The 17155-nt window shown below is 50.3% G+C and carries 15 protein-coding genes; 11 read left to right on the forward strand and 4 right to left on the reverse strand.

Annotated features, from left to right (window positions below; translation table 11 throughout):
* Positions 1-51 precede the first annotated feature (51 nt).
* Positions 52-546 (reverse strand): phage tail protein, encoded by a 495-nt coding sequence (locus ACR64Q_RS16090; protein WP_026602004.1) that lies wholly within the window; start codon positions 544-546, stop codon positions 52-54.
* A gap of 891 nt (positions 547-1437) precedes the next feature.
* Here ACR64Q_RS16090 and ACR64Q_RS16095 point away from each other — a divergent pair.
* The 5 genes from ACR64Q_RS16095 to ACR64Q_RS16115 all read left to right on the forward strand — a co-directional run bounded on the left by ACR64Q_RS16095 (position 1438) and on the right by ACR64Q_RS16115 (position 6638).
* Positions 1438-2673, forward strand: a complete 1236-nt coding sequence (locus ACR64Q_RS16095; protein ID WP_313732439.1) for a hypothetical protein — start codon at positions 1438-1440, stop codon at positions 2671-2673.
* Positions 2674-3012: 339 nt separating this feature from the next.
* Positions 3013-3246, forward strand: a complete 234-nt coding sequence (locus ACR64Q_RS16100; protein ID WP_020484945.1) for an exodeoxyribonuclease VII small subunit — start codon at positions 3013-3015, stop codon at positions 3244-3246.
* The gene (gene ispA / locus ACR64Q_RS16105) at positions 3239-4132 is read left to right on the forward strand and encodes a (2E,6E)-farnesyl diphosphate synthase (RefSeq protein ID WP_313732440.1); all 894 of its coding nucleotides are present in this window, start codon (positions 3239-3241) and stop codon (positions 4130-4132) included. The genes ACR64Q_RS16100 and ispA overlap by 8 nt, the downstream gene beginning before the upstream one ends.
* A gap of 115 nt (positions 4133-4247) precedes the next feature.
* Positions 4248-6107: a 1-deoxy-D-xylulose-5-phosphate synthase gene (dxs, locus tag ACR64Q_RS16110; protein WP_313732441.1), complete on the forward strand. Its 1860-nt coding sequence runs from the start codon at positions 4248-4250 to the stop codon at positions 6105-6107.
* A 15-nt stretch (positions 6108-6122) separates the two neighbouring features.
* Entirely contained in the window at positions 6123-6638 is a 516-nt protein-coding gene (locus tag ACR64Q_RS16115) for an adenine phosphoribosyltransferase (RefSeq protein WP_026602010.1), read from the forward strand.
* Between the two features lie 42 nt (positions 6639-6680).
* Here the strand turns inward: ACR64Q_RS16115 and ACR64Q_RS16120 are convergent, their stop codons facing one another.
* Genes ACR64Q_RS16120 through hpnH form a run of 3 tightly spaced genes read right to left on the reverse strand, consistent with a single transcriptional unit; the run spans position 6681 to position 9477 of the window.
* Complete coding sequence (locus ACR64Q_RS16120; protein WP_036275827.1) at positions 6681-7700, reverse strand: MlaA family lipoprotein; 1020 nt, start codon at positions 7698-7700, stop codon at positions 6681-6683.
* Between the two features lie 21 nt (positions 7701-7721).
* Positions 7722-8327: an ABC transporter substrate-binding protein gene (locus ACR64Q_RS16125; protein ID WP_026602012.1), complete on the reverse strand. Its 606-nt coding sequence runs from the start codon at positions 8325-8327 to the stop codon at positions 7722-7724.
* 46 nt (positions 8328-8373) lie between these two features.
* Positions 8374-9477 carry an adenosyl-hopene transferase HpnH gene (gene hpnH, locus ACR64Q_RS16130; protein ID WP_026602013.1) on the reverse strand — a complete coding sequence of 368 codons (1104 nt, stop codon included), beginning with the start codon at positions 9475-9477 and terminating at the stop codon, positions 8374-8376.
* Between the two features lie 439 nt (positions 9478-9916).
* On the opposite strand from hpnH, the gene ACR64Q_RS16135 reads away from it, so the two are divergent.
* From ACR64Q_RS16135 to ACR64Q_RS16160, 6 genes are all read left to right on the forward strand, one after another.
* On the forward strand, positions 9917-11008 hold the full coding sequence (locus tag ACR64Q_RS16135; RefSeq protein WP_026602014.1) for a phytoene/squalene synthase family protein: 1092 nt from the start codon (positions 9917-9919) through the stop codon (positions 11006-11008).
* Positions 11009-11017: 9 nt separating this feature from the next.
* Positions 11018-12976 (forward strand): squalene--hopene cyclase, encoded by a 1959-nt coding sequence (shc, locus tag ACR64Q_RS16140; protein WP_020484936.1) that lies wholly within the window; start codon positions 11018-11020, stop codon positions 12974-12976.
* Positions 12973-13677 (forward strand): phosphorylase family protein, encoded by a 705-nt coding sequence (locus ACR64Q_RS16145; protein ID WP_020484935.1) that lies wholly within the window; start codon positions 12973-12975, stop codon positions 13675-13677. The genes shc and ACR64Q_RS16145 overlap by 4 nt, the downstream gene beginning before the upstream one ends.
* Before the next feature lie 83 nt (positions 13678-13760).
* Positions 13761-15146 carry an aspartate aminotransferase family protein gene (locus ACR64Q_RS16150; RefSeq protein ID WP_026602015.1) on the forward strand — a complete coding sequence of 462 codons (1386 nt, stop codon included), beginning with the start codon at positions 13761-13763 and terminating at the stop codon, positions 15144-15146.
* 10 nt (positions 15147-15156) lie between these two features.
* Positions 15157-15516 (forward strand): copper resistance CopC family protein, encoded by a 360-nt coding sequence (locus ACR64Q_RS16155; protein WP_026602016.1) that lies wholly within the window; start codon positions 15157-15159, stop codon positions 15514-15516.
* Positions 15517-15521: 5 nt separating this feature from the next.
* Positions 15522-17153: a copper resistance D family protein gene (locus ACR64Q_RS16160; protein WP_026602017.1), complete on the forward strand. Its 1632-nt coding sequence runs from the start codon at positions 15522-15524 to the stop codon at positions 17151-17153.
* The last annotated feature ends 2 nt before the right edge of the window (positions 17154-17155 follow it).

Below are 17155 nucleotides of genomic sequence, written 5' to 3' on the forward strand. Positions count from 1 at the left end.
GCTGCCGTTTTTGACAACAAACCACCTGTTTGACGGCAGCCCCGGTTTCGATCAGCGCAGCCGTTGAACTTGGTCGGCGGCGAACACGATAGTTTCTTTGCCGGGCGTTGTTTCGTTGAAATCGATCGATGCCGGCCAAACGCCACCGAAGCTCCACTCCGCGATGGGCGTCATAGCCTGGTCGTAGGCGATCAGCGTCGCATCGACCCGCGACCGGCCCGACCTACCGTTGACAAACTGTTGTCGCCAAGTCCAAAAATCCATCGATTTAGTCAAACCTTTGCTACAGGTAAGATTTTTAACCGACAAACGTCCGGGTATCTTACTCGGAATGAACTCCCCACGCGGGCTAACCCTCTGCTCCACTTCGTTCTGCGAACCCATGCCTTTGCAATCGGTGAAATAGGTGGTGACACCGCCGGCGTTGAATTCGTAAAAAACCAATGGAGCGGGATTGTCTATGACATTCTCAACGGCGCCGCCGCTAGCTGACGAGACCACGACTGCACCTAATAAAACGCTGATAAAACGGCTGGTTGTTTTCATGACATATCCTCAAAAAGTTTGCTTCGGTTGAGCCTAAACGGCGGCCGAACGGTTAGATAATTTGGGTTAGAAGAAAGCCACCGATCCGATGTTTAAACAATCTGTCGTAAAAATCGATGAACTTCGATTTGTATCAGCAAATGGAATGCCATTTTCCGCGAACCCGGATAACAACGAGGTAACTCATTGAATAAAAAACACTATTTATAGACCTCTATAGACACACAGCGCCGCCAATACAACCTGTAGCCCACGGCATATCGTTTTTACACGAAATATCGTAAAACATCGAAAGACAGCCGGTCTGGATTGCGGACCGCTCGTGCAGAGCAGCATCAAAGCCGTCGAATATTTGCGTAACAGAGGAGCGGTTCTTGCGGAAACCAGATAGGGACCAAAGAAAACCCAAGCTCATAAAGAGGCATTGCCCGCTTAAACTACTTCATAGCAACTTGAAATTTCGGATGTAACCCGCTTGAGCGAGCTGGTTCGGAGTTTTTGAATGGCTAGGGAGCTGGAGCTTAGGAACCCGAGTAAACCAGGGTAAGCTCACAAATGTATCGTTTACACCCTCCGCAATGGTGATGACTCGCTGACAAGTAAAAAAATTGTTTCGATGGGCTATGCCGTAACAAGTATTAGTAACTGCTTAATGACGGTATCTAAAGGCGAATGTAAATTGAGCGTTTCTTGTGATTTGCCGGATTCTTCCGCCACCGGCGCCGCTGCAAGTGGGGCCGGGGGTGAGAATCCCGGCTTTTTCAAGCAGGCTATACAAGCAGTAACTCAATAGTGGACGGCCTTGTAGCACGTCTATATAAAAGTAGTTAGTGTTATGCATTGTAGAACAATGCATAACAATATAGAAAAAACAACAGTATAGGAAAAAAAATGGCTCGAATTGTTAAGGATTGTCCGCGTGGTTCTTTATATCCTCTTCCTGATGGTGTTCCAGGTGAATTATTCACCGCTGCTGATGGTTCGCTTTGGGATTCCTCTAACTGTTCTGTCGTTCATCATGGCCTTGATACAGTTCGCCAGTTGTATAACTGTCTTCCTGATTTCCTGGTTTTTAGTCGTATCCAAGCTGCTTATGATCGCGGTTATGGTGAGTCTATCGAAATAGATGAAATGGAATGGGTGGTTAGTCATGGCGGCAAGTCTGGTTATAAATGCAAGCTTCATCAAGACGATTTAGGCGTGATCGTGTTCCTTGGCTCAGCCTTCACAGAATCAAAATACAACGGGCCGCACCTAAAAATACAATGTTCTCCTGTATTCTTGCTTTCTCGGTCTGCCGATGAAATATCTAGGCATTTAGACGCTATTGCCCGTCTTTTTGTCGATCAATTGGTTGCTTCTGGTGTTGCTGTCCATTTGTGTGCAGATGTCCAGGGCTACATTCCGCCCTCTGATCTGGATGCACGTATAACAACCCGAGCGCACCGTGTTTATAAGGCTTCCGGGATTTCGGCTATGGAATTTGACGGTAACGACATAGTAATAAACTATGGCAAGTCTCAAAGTTTCACGTTTGGCAAAGCCGGTTCTGTTCAATTTGCCTGTTATGACAAGCTAAAAGCGGTCAAAGACAAGGGAGAATTGCCTCTCTGGATGCCGGTCTGGTCGCAATGCGATGAACTAGACGAGGATTCACCGATTTGGCGATTTGAGGCGCGGTTTCATCATCAAGTTATTCACCAGTTCGCCCGTGGTTCTGGCTTCGTGGCTAATTCACTCGCCGATTTAATCCCGCATTTCACGGGCCTATGGCGCTATGCTTTAAACAATTTTCGCTTAGATGACTCTAAGACTTACATCAACCCTTTTTGGCAATGGCTGCGCGATGATCTTTGCTTTGAACATCATCAAAAGCTCGATATTGATTACCAGCGCAACTATAAAGCCGCGTCTGCTGATGGTTTGCCTAATGATCGCTCCGTTTCGATCTGCTTCGGGCAGCTCTGCTCTATATACCGTAAGCGAAAACTGACTTTTGCTAAAGCTTCTCAGTGCTTAGTCAATTCCGGCTTGTTCGATCTCCTTTGTGATATGTATCGAAGGCGCGGCAAAACTGAAGATGATGTTATGGTTCTACTTGCTGAAAAAATTGAGGCTTTGCATTGATATGGTGTTTTTTCGCTCTCCTGCTTATATCGGTTCTGCTCTTGACGATCAAGCTTACTGGCTCGTTTATCGCCTTCTCCTTGCTCGTCGTCGTTTCTGGTTCAATCCTGTTCTAGTTTTTAGGCTTTCGCGTGTAATTCGTTGTGCTCGTTTACGCTTGCGTCGTCGTGTCCAAAAAATGGCCTTTTTATAGTTCTATAAGGTTCTATAATGGCCGTTAAGCCTGGCTTTATGTCCTTGTTTTTTATTGTTTTTTATCGCTAATGTTCTATAAAGTTCTGCGTTTCGCAAAACATACTATAATGCTCGGTCATTTTTGAGCACCGCAAGCCACTTTATATGTCGAGACGTAAAAGCGCATCCCAATTTGAGGAAGCGATGGAAGAACTGGAGAAATTGGTCGAACAAATGGAACGCGGCGATATTTCTCTGGAAGAGTCCTTAAAATCCTTCGAACGCGGTATCAGATTAACCCGCACCTGCCAGCAAGCACTGCAAGACGCCGAGCAGAAAGTCCAAATTTTATTAGAAAAAAACGGCCAGCAAACTTTGGAGCCATTCACCGATGAGTAACTTAAAAGCCTACCTTACTGCCTGTCAAAACCGCGTCGAACGGGCGCTGGATGCCAGGTTGCCCGGCGAGAACATCCTGCCGCAAACCCTGCACCAAGCCATGCGTTACAGCGTACTGGACGGCGGCAAACGCACCCGCCCGTTGCTGACTTATGCAACCGGTCAGGCTTTGGGCTTGAGTGAAGACCTGCTGGATGCCCAAGCTTGCGCGGTGGAATTTATTCATGTCTATTCATTGATCCATGACGACTTGCCGGCAATGGACAATGACGATTTGCGCCGCGGCAAACCGACTTGTCACAAGGCATTCGACGAAGCCACCGCCATTCTGGCCGGCGATGCATTGCAAGCCCTGGCATTTGACGTGTTGGCCAACGACTCAGCCATTCTGGCCGGTGCGGAAGCCCGAGTAAAAATGATCGCCGCGCTGACCAGAGCCAGCGGTTCGCAGGGCATGGTCGGCGGGCAAGCTATCGATTTGGGTTCGGTTGGGCGCAAGCTGACTTTGCCGGAACTGGAAAATATGCACATCCACAAGACCGGCGCGTTAATTCGCGCCAGCGTTAATCTGGCTTCGCTGTCCAAACCGGACCTTGATGCGGATGTGGCAAAAAAACTGGATCACTACGCCAAATGCATAGGCCTGTCATTCCAAGTTAAAGACGACATTCTGGATGTCGAAAGCGACACCGCCACCTTGGGCAAAACTCAGGGCAAGGACGTCGATAACGACAAACCGACTTATCCAGCATTGTTGGGAATGGCCGGCGCCAAGGAAAAAGCCCAGGAACTACATGAACAAGCTGTCGCCAGCTTGGCCGGTTTTGGCAGCGAAGCGGATTTATTACGTGATCTGTCGCTGTATATCATCGAACGTACGCACTAAGCGTTGCGAGCACGATTTATACTTCTTGCTCCACAATCTTTCCGGCCTTAGCCTTGCGCCTGTTTAGCGGGCGCGGAATATTGTGACGCAAACATATAAAGGAATTTATTAACCCATGACAGTCTCTGACTTTCCGCTTCTCAACACCATCAACAGCCCTGCCGACGTTCGCGCACTGAAACCTGAACAACTCGAGCCGCTGGCCAATGAGTTGCGTCGCTATCTGACGCATACGGTCAGCATCTCTGGCGGCCATTTTTCGGCCGGCCTGGGTACGGTGGAACTGACGGTGGCGCTGCATTATGTGTTCGATACGCCATCGGACCAGTTGGTCTGGGATGTGGGTCATCAGGCTTATCCGCATAAGATTTTGACGGGGCGGAAAGATAGGATGCCGACGATTCGTACCTTGGGTGGAGTGTCGGCGTTTCCGTGTCGCTCGGAGAGCGAGTACGACGCCTTTGGCGTGGGTCATTCTTCGACGTCGATCAGTGCCGCACTGGGGATGGCGATTGCCTCGCAGTTGCGCGGGGAAGACAAGAAGATGGTGGCGATCATCGGCGACGGGTCGATTACTGGCGGGATGGCTTACGAGGCAATGAATCATGCCGGCGATGTGAATGCCAATCTGTTGGTGATTTTGAACGATAACGATATGTCGATTTCGCCGCCGGTCGGGGCGATGAATAATTATCTGACTAAAGTGTTATCGAGTAAGTTTTATTCCTCGGTACGGGAAGAGAGTAAGAAGGCTTTGGCCAGTATGCCGTCGGTCTGGGAATTGGCCCGGAAGACCGAAGAACATGTGAAGGGCATGATTGTGCCGGGGACGCTGTTCGAGGAGTTGGGCTTTAATTATTTCGGGCCGATTGACGGTCACGATGTGGAGATGTTGGTTTCGACTTTAGAGAAGTTGAAGGATTTGTCGGGACCGGTGTTTTTGCACGTGGTCACGAAAAAAGGCAAAGGCTATGCACCGGCGGAGAAAGACCCCTTGGCCTATCACGGGGTGCCGGCCTTCGATCCGACTAAGGATTATTTGCCTAAAGCCGCACCGTCGCCGCATCCGACTTATACGGAAGTGTTTGGTAACTGGTTATGCGATATGGCTAAGCAGGATGAGCGGCTGCTGGGGATTACGCCGGCGATGCGCGAAGGTTCGGGTCTGGTGGCGTTTTCCCAGCAGTTTCCCAAACGCTATTTCGATGTGGCGATTGCCGAGCAGCATGCGGTGACCTTGGCGGCGGGTCAGGCCTGTCAGGGTGCCAAGCCGGTGGTGGCGATTTATTCGACGTTTTTACAGCGGGCGTATGATCAATTGATTCACGATGTGGCTTTGCAAAATCTGGATGTGTTGTTTGCGCTGGATAGAGCGGGCTTGGTGGGACCGGACGGTCCGACTCATGCCGGGGCGTTTGATTACAGTTATATGCGCTGTATCCCGAATATGCTGGTGATGGCGCCGGCCGACGAGAACGAGTGCCGGCAGATGCTGACCACCGGTTTCCATCACCCGGGACCGGCCTCGGTACGCTATCCGCGCGGTAAGGGGCCGGGGGCGACGGTCGACAAGGCTTTGACCGAGCTACCTATCGGCAAGGGCGAAATCAGACATCAAGGCAGCCGCATTGCGATTCTGGCCTGGGGCAGCATGGTGACACCGTCTGTGGAAGCCGGCAAACAACTGGGCGCCACGGTGGTGAACATGCGTTTTGTGAAACCGCTGGATGAAGCCTTGATTTTAGAGATGGCGAAAAGCCATGATGTCATCATCACGGTCGAAGAGAACGTGATTGCCGGTGGCGCGGGCAGCGCGGTGAATGAGTTCTTGCAAGCGCAGCAGATTTTAATGCCGGTGTTGAATATCGGCTTGCCGGATCGCTTCGTCGAGCAAGGCAGTCGCGAAGAGTTGCTGGCACTGGTAGGACTTGATGCCAAGGGCATCTTGGCTAAGATTGAAGCGGTTTGTGCGTAAAGCTGGAGAGCAGAAATGGATAGATTGAGAAACAAGATTCGGGATATTCCGGATTTTCCAAAACCCGGCATCATTTTCAAAGACATAACGCCGTTGGTCAAAGACCCGGCAGCGCTGCGCTTGGCCGTGCACCAACTGCTGCATCCTTTTTTAGGCCGCGACATCACCGCAGTAGCCGGCATGGAAGCGCGCGGCTTTATCTTCGGTTCGCTGGTGGCATGGGAACTGGGCATTCCCTTTATACCGCTCAGAAAGCCTGGCAAACTGCCTTATGACGTGCAAAGTGTATCTTACGATCTGGAATACGGTTCGGCGGAACTGGAAGTGCATATCGATGCGGTAGACAGCAACGATAAGGTATTGTTAATCGACGATTTACTGGCCACCGGCGGCACCGCCAAGGCGAGTTGCGATCTGATCGAAAAGCTGGGCGCTACCGTGGTAGCCTGCGCTTTTGTGGTGGAACTGGACTTCTTGCAAGGGCGGGAAAAACTGGGGAACTACGAAGTGCATTCCTTATTGCATTACTGAGAAATACTACGGAGACGCTTCCCTGCGTCTCTTCAAACAAAATTAATGGCGCTTAAGCGGTCTTTTTTTTTTACTCATTTGGTCCATTTTGTCCGAGGCTTTTTCAAATTCCAAAGCAGCATTATCGAACGATTTGGACATGCTATCGAACGCAGCGCTACCTGCCTTTGCGCTGCCAGGACCTACCTCAATGCTATTTTGCACGTGGCCGGGTAGTTTTTTAGCCGTATCGGCTTTTGGTTTTTGCGTCGCATTAGTTTCTTTAGGCTTTGCTGAAGAAATTTCGCCGACATCGACATCCGCGTCTATGTCCAGATCATAGTCAGTCGAATTACTCTTACCGTCATTGATCAAGTTTTTGCGGTATTGTAAAAATGACTCACGGGTAAACACATAAGGATCCAACGCCGCTTCGTCGATAAAATTCAAAGCGCCTTCGGCATTTGCTCTGTCGTTAATACCCTCGACAATACCCGTCCCCGGCACGTAAGTTCCTGGATTGGCAGCTTTGTCGACCACAATTGCCGCACCGTCACGGATAGTAGTTGGACCTAAAATCGGCAAGACCAAGTACGGGCCTTGATCGACACCCCAGACCGCGAGTGTTTGACCAAAATCTTCGACATTGCTTTGCAATCCCAGGTCGCTGGCCACATCAAACAACCCGAGCAAACCAACTGTGGAGTTGGTCAAGAAGCGCCCAGTGTCGGAAGCACCTTGTTCAAACTTACCTTGCAGCACATCGTTCAAGACAACATTGATACCTTTAAGATTAGTAAAAAAGTTGCTGACGCCAGTTTGCATAAAATTGGGCGTTACAGTCTTATAGCCATTAGCGATGGGCTTCAGCAAATGCTTATCCAAGCCCATGTTAAAACCGTACATGGAGCGATTGAAGCCCTCGTAAGGATCAGCTGCGTCTGACTTAGCTTTAGAGGCTCTGTTAGCATCAACCGGATGCTTATCCGTAGTAGCACACCCGGTTACCGATAATGCGCTTGAAAATAACACCACCCAGAACAGGGATGCCTGGCTGTTGCCTAGATAACGAGGGCTATACATTACTGACGATTCCTAACAAACTTATTGTTTTGCGTAACTTTCAATTTTCTCAGTGATTTTAACGATCAAGGCATCAAAGCCATCACGGCTTAGCACACTAGTGTAATCCGATCTTTTCAATGCCAAATCACTGACGCCATCGGCTATTATATTGATAATTTGCCAGCCATCGTCTTTTTTCTTCATCATATAATCGAACTTCACATCCTTTTCGCCGGGAATATGCAAGTTGGTGTGAATCACCACGCCACCCCTGCCGGTTTCCTCTTCGGATGCAAAAGTAAACGATTCGCCCGAATAGTCTTTAAAGTTATGAGCATACGCTGACACACTGAGCTTGCTGAATACGCTTTCCAGTTTGTTCTGCTGCTCGGTTGTCAATTCTTCCCATTGCTTTCCTACCACGATTCTGGCGATTTTAGGCAGATCATGACTCTTCTTTACCGCCACATCCAGCTTGTCGTAGCGCCCTTGAAAGCCAAGCTCTTTACCCGCCTTCATTACGCTCAGCAACTGGTTTTGAAACTCCTCGACGACCTGACGCGCAGAAATCTCTTCAGCATTAGCTAAGGAAGACAGACAGACAAGCATTAGCAAACTAAGACCGAAATACAATTTTTTAAACATAGCCGTTATGAAAACCTGTTAATGAGGATGACTTCCTGGGTTCGTCTTAAGACTCTACTTTTACTGGAATCTCGGAAATTGCCGATTTTTTGAAAGAAGCAATAAACTCCGGCTGCTTTTCGGCAACCATTTCACCGGAGGTTTTGGGGCCGCGCACCGCAGCCCAAAGTGCTTTCAATGGATGCGCCAAGGTATCCTCAACCGCCGTTGCCTCATAGCCGCAATGTGCCATGCAGTTAGCGCACTTAGGGTTTTTCACCGTGCCGTATTTGTCCCAAGGCGTATCATCCAGCAATTCCTGAAAAGAGTTAGCATTACCTTCGTCAGCTAACAAGTAGCAAGGTTTTTGCCAGCCAAACACGTTGCGCGTTGGATTACCCCATGGCGTACAGTCGTAATTCTGATTGCCGGCCAAATAATCCAAATACAACGACGAATGGTTTAATTTCCACTTACGGGTCTTGCCAATTTTGAAAATACCGCGAAACAGGTTTTTAACGTCAAGACCTTTGATAAACACATCTTGCTTAGGCGCGCGCTCGTAGCTGAATCCAGGCGCTATAGTGATACCTTCTACGCCCAACTCCATCGCATAATCCAGAAATTCCGCCACTTCTTCCGGGGTTTCCCCTTGGAACAAGGTGCAGTTAACGGTGACCCTAAAACCTTTACTCAAGGCCAACTTGATCGCTTCGACAGCGATGTCGAAAACGCCTTCCTGACAAACCGAAGCATCATGTCGATCTTTTAAACCATCAAGATGCACGGAAAACGTCAGATAAGGCGACGGCGTGTAATCGTTAATCCGTTTTCTTAACAACAAGGCGTTGGTGCACAGATAAACAAATTTCTTTCTGGCAACGATGCCGGCCACAATCTGCGGCATTTCTTTATGAATCAAGGGTTCGCCGCCTGGAATGGACACCATGGGCGCGCCGCACTCATCAACCGCAGCCAAACATTCCTCAACAGAGAGTCGCTTGTCCAGAATATCATCGGGATAATCGATTTTACCGCAGCCCGCGCATGCTAAATTGCATCTGAACAGGGGCTCCAGCATCAAAACCAAAGGGTACTTTTTTACACCTTTGATTTTTTGCTTGATCAGATAACTACCTACAGCCAATTGCTGACGTAAAGGAACACTCACAGCATTATTCTCCAAAAACTATCACGACATCCAGCGACCACTGCTGTTACAAAAAAACAACAGCCGCAAACCGATAACCATCCTAGTAGTGACACCTGCTGCGGCCTATTTAGACCATCAATGAGGCTCGAGGCGCACAATTAGATGTGGTCAGAATACCACTTTCCAACAACATACTCCAGATAAAATACGCAAAAAACAACAAGAACATGCGCACATTTCCTGAAAGCCACACAAAGCCGCTTAGCAACCACAAGAAAGCATGGCCACCAAAAAACCATAATTATTTTTCTAAAACAACAACAAAGACCGGAAGCTCGAACTCGCACATTGCTTTTGACAGCAGCATTTCGACAAATTTGCCATAAAGCAACATCACTTTGCAAAACACCAACAAACAGTCTATCATTTGGGCAACTAATAGTTAGCCTTGATACAGATGAACGGATCTCAAACACTAATCAACAATCCGGAGTTGCTCAGACAACTACCCGACGCCGAACTGCAAGCCACCCTGCTTGAAGGCGTGTCGCGCACGTTTGCGCTAACTATTCCGCAACTCCCCGGAGAGCTATATCCGGCCGTGGCCAATGCTTATTTGCTGTGCCGCATCGTAGACACCATAGAAGACGAAATATCCCTTAGCGCCGAACAAAAAAAATACTTTTGCAGCGCTTTTATAGACATAGTCAACACCGGCAATAACGCAGACGTATTCAGTGCCGAGCTAGCCCCACTGCTCTCGGCGCAAACCATTCCGGCCGAACATAGCTTGATCCAGCTGGTGCCTCGCGTGATTGCAATAACCCGCTCACTGGACGCTCCGCAAATCGAAGCCCTAGCGTGTTGCGTGAAAACGATGGCGAACGGCATGCCGGTGTATCAAGCACTGGATTTGCATGCCGGCTTGAAAACCATGAAAGACATGGATGACTACTGCTATTACGTCGCCGGCTGCGTCGGTGAGATGCTGGCCAAGTTGTTCTGCCATTATTCGCCGGAAATTGCCGCGCATCGCGAGGAGCTACTAAGGCTCTCAGTCTCCTTTGGTCAAGGCCTGCAAATGACCAATATCCTGAAAGATATTTGGGACGATGCCAAACGCGGCGTGTGCTGGTTACCGCAAGACATTTTCACCGAAACCGGCTTCAACCTGGCCGAACTGACGCCAGCGACCGACGACGAGCGTTTCCGCCTCGGCCTGAGCCACCTAGTGGCTATCGCTCATGGGCACTTGCAGAATGCATTAACTTACACCCAACTCCTGCCCAGCCATGAAACCGGCATCCGCAATTTTTGCTTGTGGGCCTTAGGCATGGCCGTGCTCACCTTGAAGAAAATCAAGGCAAACCTTAATTTCAACGAATCCAATCAGGTCAAAATCAGTCGCAACAGCGTCAAAGCCACTATTGTCGTCACCAAGTTGACCGTGCGCAGCAATATGCTGCTATCCCTACTGTTTAACCTGACCAGCCGTAATTTGAAATCGCCGGATTGGCACTATTCACCTATATCGCACACTGGACAATAAGGAATCACTATGTTTACTGAAGCCCATATAGATACCAGCAGCCAAGACATCAGCAATGCCAATACCGGCAAAACGACCGGCCTTGGCTTACTGAATGCCGCCATCGAACGCGCCCAAGCCAAATTACTCAGTTTGCAAAGCCCGGAAGGTTATTGGGTATTTGAACTGGAAGCCGACTGCACCATCCCGTCCGAATACATCATGATGATGCACTACCTGGACGACATCGACGAAGAATTGCAGCGCAAAATCGCCGTTTACTTGCGTAGCCGCCAAGCCGAAGACGGTAGCTATCCGCTATTTACCGGCGGCCCCGGCGACATCAGCGGTAGCGTGAAAACTTATTACGCTTTGAAAATGGCGGGCGACTCCATCGACGCGCCACATATGGTTAAATTGCGCGACTGGATACTCAGCCAAGGCGGCGCCGCGCGCGCCAATGTCTTCACTCGTATCGCGCTGGCGATATTCGAACAATTGCCGTGGCGCGGCGTACCCTATATTCCGGTGGAAATTATGCTGCTGCCCAGCTGGTTTCCGTTTCACCTGGACAAAGTATCCTATTGGTCGCGCACCGTGATGGTACCGCTGTTCATCATGTGTACCTTAAAGGCCAAAGCCAAAAATCCGCACAAGGTCAATGTCTTGGAATTGTTTGTTGTTCATCCGGACGAGGAAAAACATTACTTTCCGGAACGGACTCTGCTGAATAAATTCTTCCTGGGCCTGGATAAACTGGGCCGCGTTACTGAGCCGTTGATTCCACAACGCATGCGCGAACACGCCATCCAAAAAGCCGTGGATTGGTTTACCGAACGGCTGAATGGCGAAGATGGTTTGGGCGGCATTTTCCCAGCCATGGTTAACGCCTATCAATCAATGTTACTGTTGGGTTTCCCAAAAGACCACCCCAATGTCTTGATCGCCCGCCAGTCCATCGACAAACTTCTGGTGGTCAAAGACGATTATGCCTATTGCCAACCTTGCCTGTCGCCGGTTTGGGATACGGCGCTTGCAGCGCTAGCATTGCAAGAATCCGATAAGGCAGCAAATACACCCAGCCTTACTAAAGCTTACGATTGGCTAAAAAGCGTGCAATTGTCCGACGAGCCGGGCGACTGGCGAGTACGCCGCCCCAATCTGGCTGGCGGCGGCTGGGCATTTCAATTCGCCAATCCGCATTACCCCGATGTTGACGACACTGCTGTAGTAGGCTTTGCCATGGCCGATTCCAATCTGCCTGAACTAGATGAGTCTATTCACAGAGCGACGCGCTGGATCGTCGGTATGCAATCGCAAAATGGCGGCTACGGTGCCTTCGATGTCGATAACACTTATTACTATTTGAACGAAATTCCGTTCGCCGACCACGGCGCTCTACTTGACCCACCCACTGTCGACGTCAGCGCCCGCTGTGCGATGTTGATGGCCCGAGTTGCGAAAGATCACGACGAATATTTACCTGCTCTGGAACGCACCATCGAATACATCCGTGGCGATCAAGAAGCCGACGGCTCCTGGTTCGGCCGTTGGGGTACCAATTACATTTACGGCACCTGGTCTGCCTTGCTGGGCCTGGAGCAAACCAATGTACCGAAAACCGACCCGATGTACACCAAAGCGGCGGCATGGTTAAAAAGCGTCCAACGCGAAGACGGCGGCTGGGGCGAAGACAACTTGAGTTATCACGACGATAAAAAATTTCGCGGCCGCTACCATTTCAGCACCGCCTTCCAAACTGCCTGGGCCGTGCTGGGTTTGATCGCCGCCGGCGAAGTCCACAGCCAGGAAGTCAAAGCCGGCATCGACTTCCTGCTGCGCAGTCAACAAGCCGATGGCGTATGGAATGACCCTTGCTTTACCGCACCGGGCTTTCCAAAAGTGTTTTATTTGAAGTATCACGGCTATGACAAGTTCTTCCCCTTGTGGGCTTTGGCTAGATACCGTAACGAATTAGCCAAACAGTGACCATAGGAATTCTTGTTGCTTTACCGGAAGAGCTCTCCACCCTGACCCGCCTAAAGTTGGTCCAGGGTGATTGCGTCAGCATCGCCGATAACGTTCTCTTAGCATTTGCCGGTGCCGGACCGGTCAACGCGGAACGAGCCACGCATCTGTTAATCGCCAAAGGCGCCAAAAAACTGATCAGTTGGGGCTGCGCGGCCGCATTGTCGCCGCAATTGAAACCGGGCGATCTGATGTTGGCCGAGCAGCTGTTATCGGAGCAACAACAGGTGTTCGATACCGACCCCCGCTGGCGTAAGCGTCTGCATGAGTTGCTGGATAAGCAGTTTCCGATTTCCAATGGCAAGTTGGCTGAAAGCAGTCATATCGTCAGCAACAGTAGCGATAAGCACAATATATACCGGCAAACCGGTGCGATTGCCTTGGACATGGAAAGCTGCGCCATGGCCAAAATTGCCGAGCAATCAAACTTACCTTGTCTGGCAATTCGTACGATTGCCGATCCTGTAAGCATGAGCCTACCCCAAGCAGTTACTCAGGCCTTGAATGGTCAGGGGCAGGTAGAAACCAGCAAACTCTTGCGTTTTTTGGCAACCCACCCATGGGAAGCACCCAGCCTGATCAAGCTGGGATTACATTTTCATGCCGCGCAAAAAACCTTGAAAATCATTGCCAAACAACTAAACGAAATCATCGTTTTTTAGCAGAAAACCATGAATTATTGAAGGGTTAAGCAGCGGGAACATAGCGTAATCCGGAAATAAACCAAGCACTTACGAGGTATTACATGTCTTTTAGCATTGCCGATCTTTTTACTCAGCACTTCGACGAGAAATTCGACTTGCATGAGCGTCACCTGAACAACCAGATGGTGCGCGTTTTACGGACTATCGGTTACGACAGAAACTATAAAAAAGCAATCGGCCAATATCTTTACGACGAAGACGGTAACGAATACTTGGACTTGCTGAGCGGCTTCGGCGTGTTTGCGATGGGCCGCAACCACCCAACCATTATCAAAGCGCTGCAAGAAACCCTGACCTTGGAATTACCCAGCCTGGTACAGATGGATGTGTCCTTGCTTAGCGGTCTGCTGGCCAAGGAAATTCTAGCTACCTGCCCGGATAATCTGGAAAAAATGTTTTTCTGCAATTCCGGCACCGAAGCAGTAGAAGCGGCCATCAAATTCGCCCGCTACACTACCAAACGTTCGCGTATCGTGCATTGCGACCACGGCTATCACGGTTTGACCATGGGCTCGCTATCACTGACCGGAGAGCACATCTTCCGCGAAGGCTTCGGCCCGCTGCTGCCGGAATGCACGTCGGTGCCGTTCAATGACTTGGCAGCACTGGAGGAAGCCTTGAGCAGCAAAGATGTGGCGGCTTTCATTGTCGAGCCCATCCAAGGCAAAGGCGTCAACATCCCGGACGATAACTACCTGCCGGAAGTGGAGCGCTTGTGCAAAAAATACGGCACTTTATTCGTGGCCGACGAAATCCAGACCGGCATAGGCCGCACCGGCAAGTTTTGGGCTATCGAGCACTGGGGGGTTAAACCCGACATGATTCTGATGGCGAAAGCCTTGTCCGGCGGCTTCATCCCGGTCGGCGGTGTCGCCATGACCACCCATATCATGGACACCGTGTTCAACCGTATGGATAGAGCCGTCGTGCATGGCTCGACCTTCTCGAAAAACAATATGGCAATGGCTGCCGGCCTGTCCGCATTGCATGTAGTTCACGAAGAAAAACTGGTCGAAAACAGTGCCAAGGTCGGCGAAGACATCATCGCTACCATCAACGCCATGGCGCCCAAATACGAATTCCTGAAGGAAGCGCGCGGCAAAGGCTCAATGATCGCCATCGAATTCCATGCCCCGAAAAGTTTGGGATTAAAGGCCGCCTGGGCCATGCTGGAAGCGGCCAATAAAGGCCTGTTCTGCCAAATGATCCTGATCCCGTTGTTCAAGGAACACCGGGTACTGGCGCAAGTGGCCGGTCACGGCATGAACGTGGTCAAGTTTTTACCTCCCCTGACACTGACTCAAAAAGATCGCGATTGGATTGTCAATTCCGTGGAGAAAACCATCGCCGATACGCACAACGTCACCGGTTCGATCTGGACGCTGGGTAAAAACCTGGCCGGCCACGCTCTGAAAAACAAAAAATAAGGTGCCATATATGAATTTTTTCAAACCTGCTTTGTTCGCATTGGCACTGGTCGCCAGTAACACCGCTTTCGGCCACGCAGTCGTCACGCATAATTCTTTAAAACTCAACCCGGTACCGGTCAACTTGGCCAGCCAAGTGGAGCTATCGTTCAATTCCAAAGTGGAATTGGATTTATCGGAAGTCTTCCTGGTCAGTGCCGGCGACAAAATGCAAACCATTACTGCCACGCCAGGTGAAAAACCCGGCCAAGTATTGCTGCATCTCCCTGCCCTGGAGCCGGGAGAATATGCAATCAAATTAAAAATATTTGCAGCTGACGGTCATCTCAGTGAAGACCTGCTGCGTTTTTTCGTTAAACAGGCGAAGTGATCCTCATGGAAGGCATTGCAAATTATTTAGACTCACTGATAGGCGGCGTCGATCTCACGTTTTACTCCATCACTATCGGTGGCTTGCTATGGGGACTGTTCGTGTTGCGCCCCTGGCATGAAGAGGCGCTCTATAACTCGGCTTTACTGAGCAAAACCGTCAACCTGATCCATTTCGGCAGCAAAGCGCTGATCATCACTCAATTGTCGAAAATCGGCCTGAAGATTTGGTTGATGGCGGCGACCTTGGGGAAATCGCCGTTTCCGGCATTTTTCCAAACCGTGCAGTTTCAAGCGGGTTTGGCGCGAGCGACTTGTGCATTTATCCTGGCCCTGTTCATCAGACAAACGCTAAAAAGTAACCCTCGTTCCAAACAATCCTGGGTGCTATCGACAGCGATTATCGTGCCGCTGGTCATCTCTGCAGCTTGGCTGGTGCATGGCGCCAGTCGTTTAGAAGATCGCGGTCTGCTGATGACACTGACCGTCACTCATCAAATGGCCGCCGCCACTTGGGTGGGCGGTATTTTTCAGATCCTGGCTTTATGGGGGCTGAAAAAACGCAATTTGATCGCTGTCGAAGTTTGGCCGTTATTATTAAAACGTTTCTCGATAGTGGGTATCAGCGCCGTCGTTGTTTTACTAGCTACCGGCACACCGCTGGCTTGGTATTACATCCGCACCTTCCAAGGCTTTATTGGTGCGGGTTACGGCAATCTGTTATTGGTAAAAATTATCATGCTGGGTCTGGCGCTGGGCTTTGCCTGGTTGAATCGCCAAGCTGTAAATGCCTATTTCACCAGCCGTAGCCTCTATGCGCTTACCGCGCGCGTACCCTATTACATCGAAGCAGAAACCCTGATTCTGCTGACCATCCTGTTCACCGCCGCTAGTTTGGCATCGCAACCGCCCGCAGTCGATATTCCGCACCTGACCGCGAGCTTCGAAGAAGTCTTGAACATGTTCCATCCGCGCATACCGCGCTGGGAGTCGCCGACGCATGAGGCTTTGATCGCCGGCGAAGCCGGACGGGTAGCGATTGTCGGCCAGATCCCATCGGAAGCTGCCACCGCTTGGTCGGACTACAACCACAATATCTCCGGTATTTTCCTGACGACGATGAGCTTTTTTGCCATGTTGTCGTTCTCCAACCGCTTCCATCGCTGGGCGCGCTTTTGGCCAGTCGGTTTCATGGCATTGGGCGTATTTCTGTTTTTCCGTAGCGACGCGGAAAGCTGGCCGCTCGGTCCTATCGGCTTCTGGGAAAGCACCTTTAACAACGGCGAAATTTTGCAGCATCGCATCGCCACCTTGCTGGTATTTGTGCTGGGCTTGATCGAAGTCAGAGCACGGCTAAACAATAATAGCGGCTTCATGCCCTACATGTTTCCATTGCTCGCTGCGTTTGGCGGCATGATGCTGCTGGCGCATTCGCATGTCGGTTTCGAGGCCAAATCCGCCTTCTTGATTCAAGTGGGCCATACCATGATGGGCGTATTTTCGCTAATCCTGGCTTGCGGCCGCTGGCTGGAACTTAAGCTGGATTCGCCCGGCAAAAACGTTGCCGGATTTATCTCAGTATTCGCCTTATTCCAGATAGGCGTCATCCTGATGTTCTATCGTGAACCCCTGTACTGATT

The organism is Methylomonas sp. 2F7 (genome assembly GCF_057126975.1).

What these genes read in the sequence shown, in the direction of transcription:
- ACR64Q_RS16090 (WP_026602004.1), bottom strand. Translation starts at nt 546, where the DNA reads ATGAAAACAACCAGCCGTTTTATCAGCGTTTTATTAGGTGCAGTCGTG.
- ACR64Q_RS16095 (WP_313732439.1), top strand. Translation starts at nt 1,438, where the DNA reads ATGGCTCGAATTGTTAAGGATTGTCCGCGTGGTTCTTTATATCCTCTT.
- ACR64Q_RS16100 (WP_020484945.1), top strand. Translation starts at nt 3,013, where the DNA reads ATGTCGAGACGTAAAAGCGCATCCCAATTTGAGGAAGCGATGGAAGAA.
- ispA (WP_313732440.1), top strand. Translation starts at nt 3,239, where the DNA reads ATGAGTAACTTAAAAGCCTACCTTACTGCCTGTCAAAACCGCGTCGAA.
- dxs (WP_313732441.1), top strand. Translation starts at nt 4,248, where the DNA reads ATGACAGTCTCTGACTTTCCGCTTCTCAACACCATCAACAGCCCTGCC.
- ACR64Q_RS16115 (WP_026602010.1), top strand. Translation starts at nt 6,123, where the DNA reads ATGGATAGATTGAGAAACAAGATTCGGGATATTCCGGATTTTCCAAAA.
- ACR64Q_RS16120 (WP_036275827.1), bottom strand. Translation starts at nt 7,700, where the DNA reads ATGTATAGCCCTCGTTATCTAGGCAACAGCCAGGCATCCCTGTTCTGG.
- ACR64Q_RS16125 (WP_026602012.1), bottom strand. Translation starts at nt 8,327, where the DNA reads ATGTTTAAAAAATTGTATTTCGGTCTTAGTTTGCTAATGCTTGTCTGT.
- ACR64Q_RS16135 (WP_026602014.1), top strand. Translation starts at nt 9,917, where the DNA reads ATGAACGGATCTCAAACACTAATCAACAATCCGGAGTTGCTCAGACAA.
- shc (WP_020484936.1), top strand. Translation starts at nt 11,018, where the DNA reads ATGTTTACTGAAGCCCATATAGATACCAGCAGCCAAGACATCAGCAAT.
- ACR64Q_RS16150 (WP_026602015.1), top strand. Translation starts at nt 13,761, where the DNA reads ATGTCTTTTAGCATTGCCGATCTTTTTACTCAGCACTTCGACGAGAAA.
- ACR64Q_RS16155 (WP_026602016.1), top strand. Translation starts at nt 15,157, where the DNA reads ATGAATTTTTTCAAACCTGCTTTGTTCGCATTGGCACTGGTCGCCAGT.
- ACR64Q_RS16160 (WP_026602017.1), top strand. Translation starts at nt 15,522, where the DNA reads ATGGAAGGCATTGCAAATTATTTAGACTCACTGATAGGCGGCGTCGAT.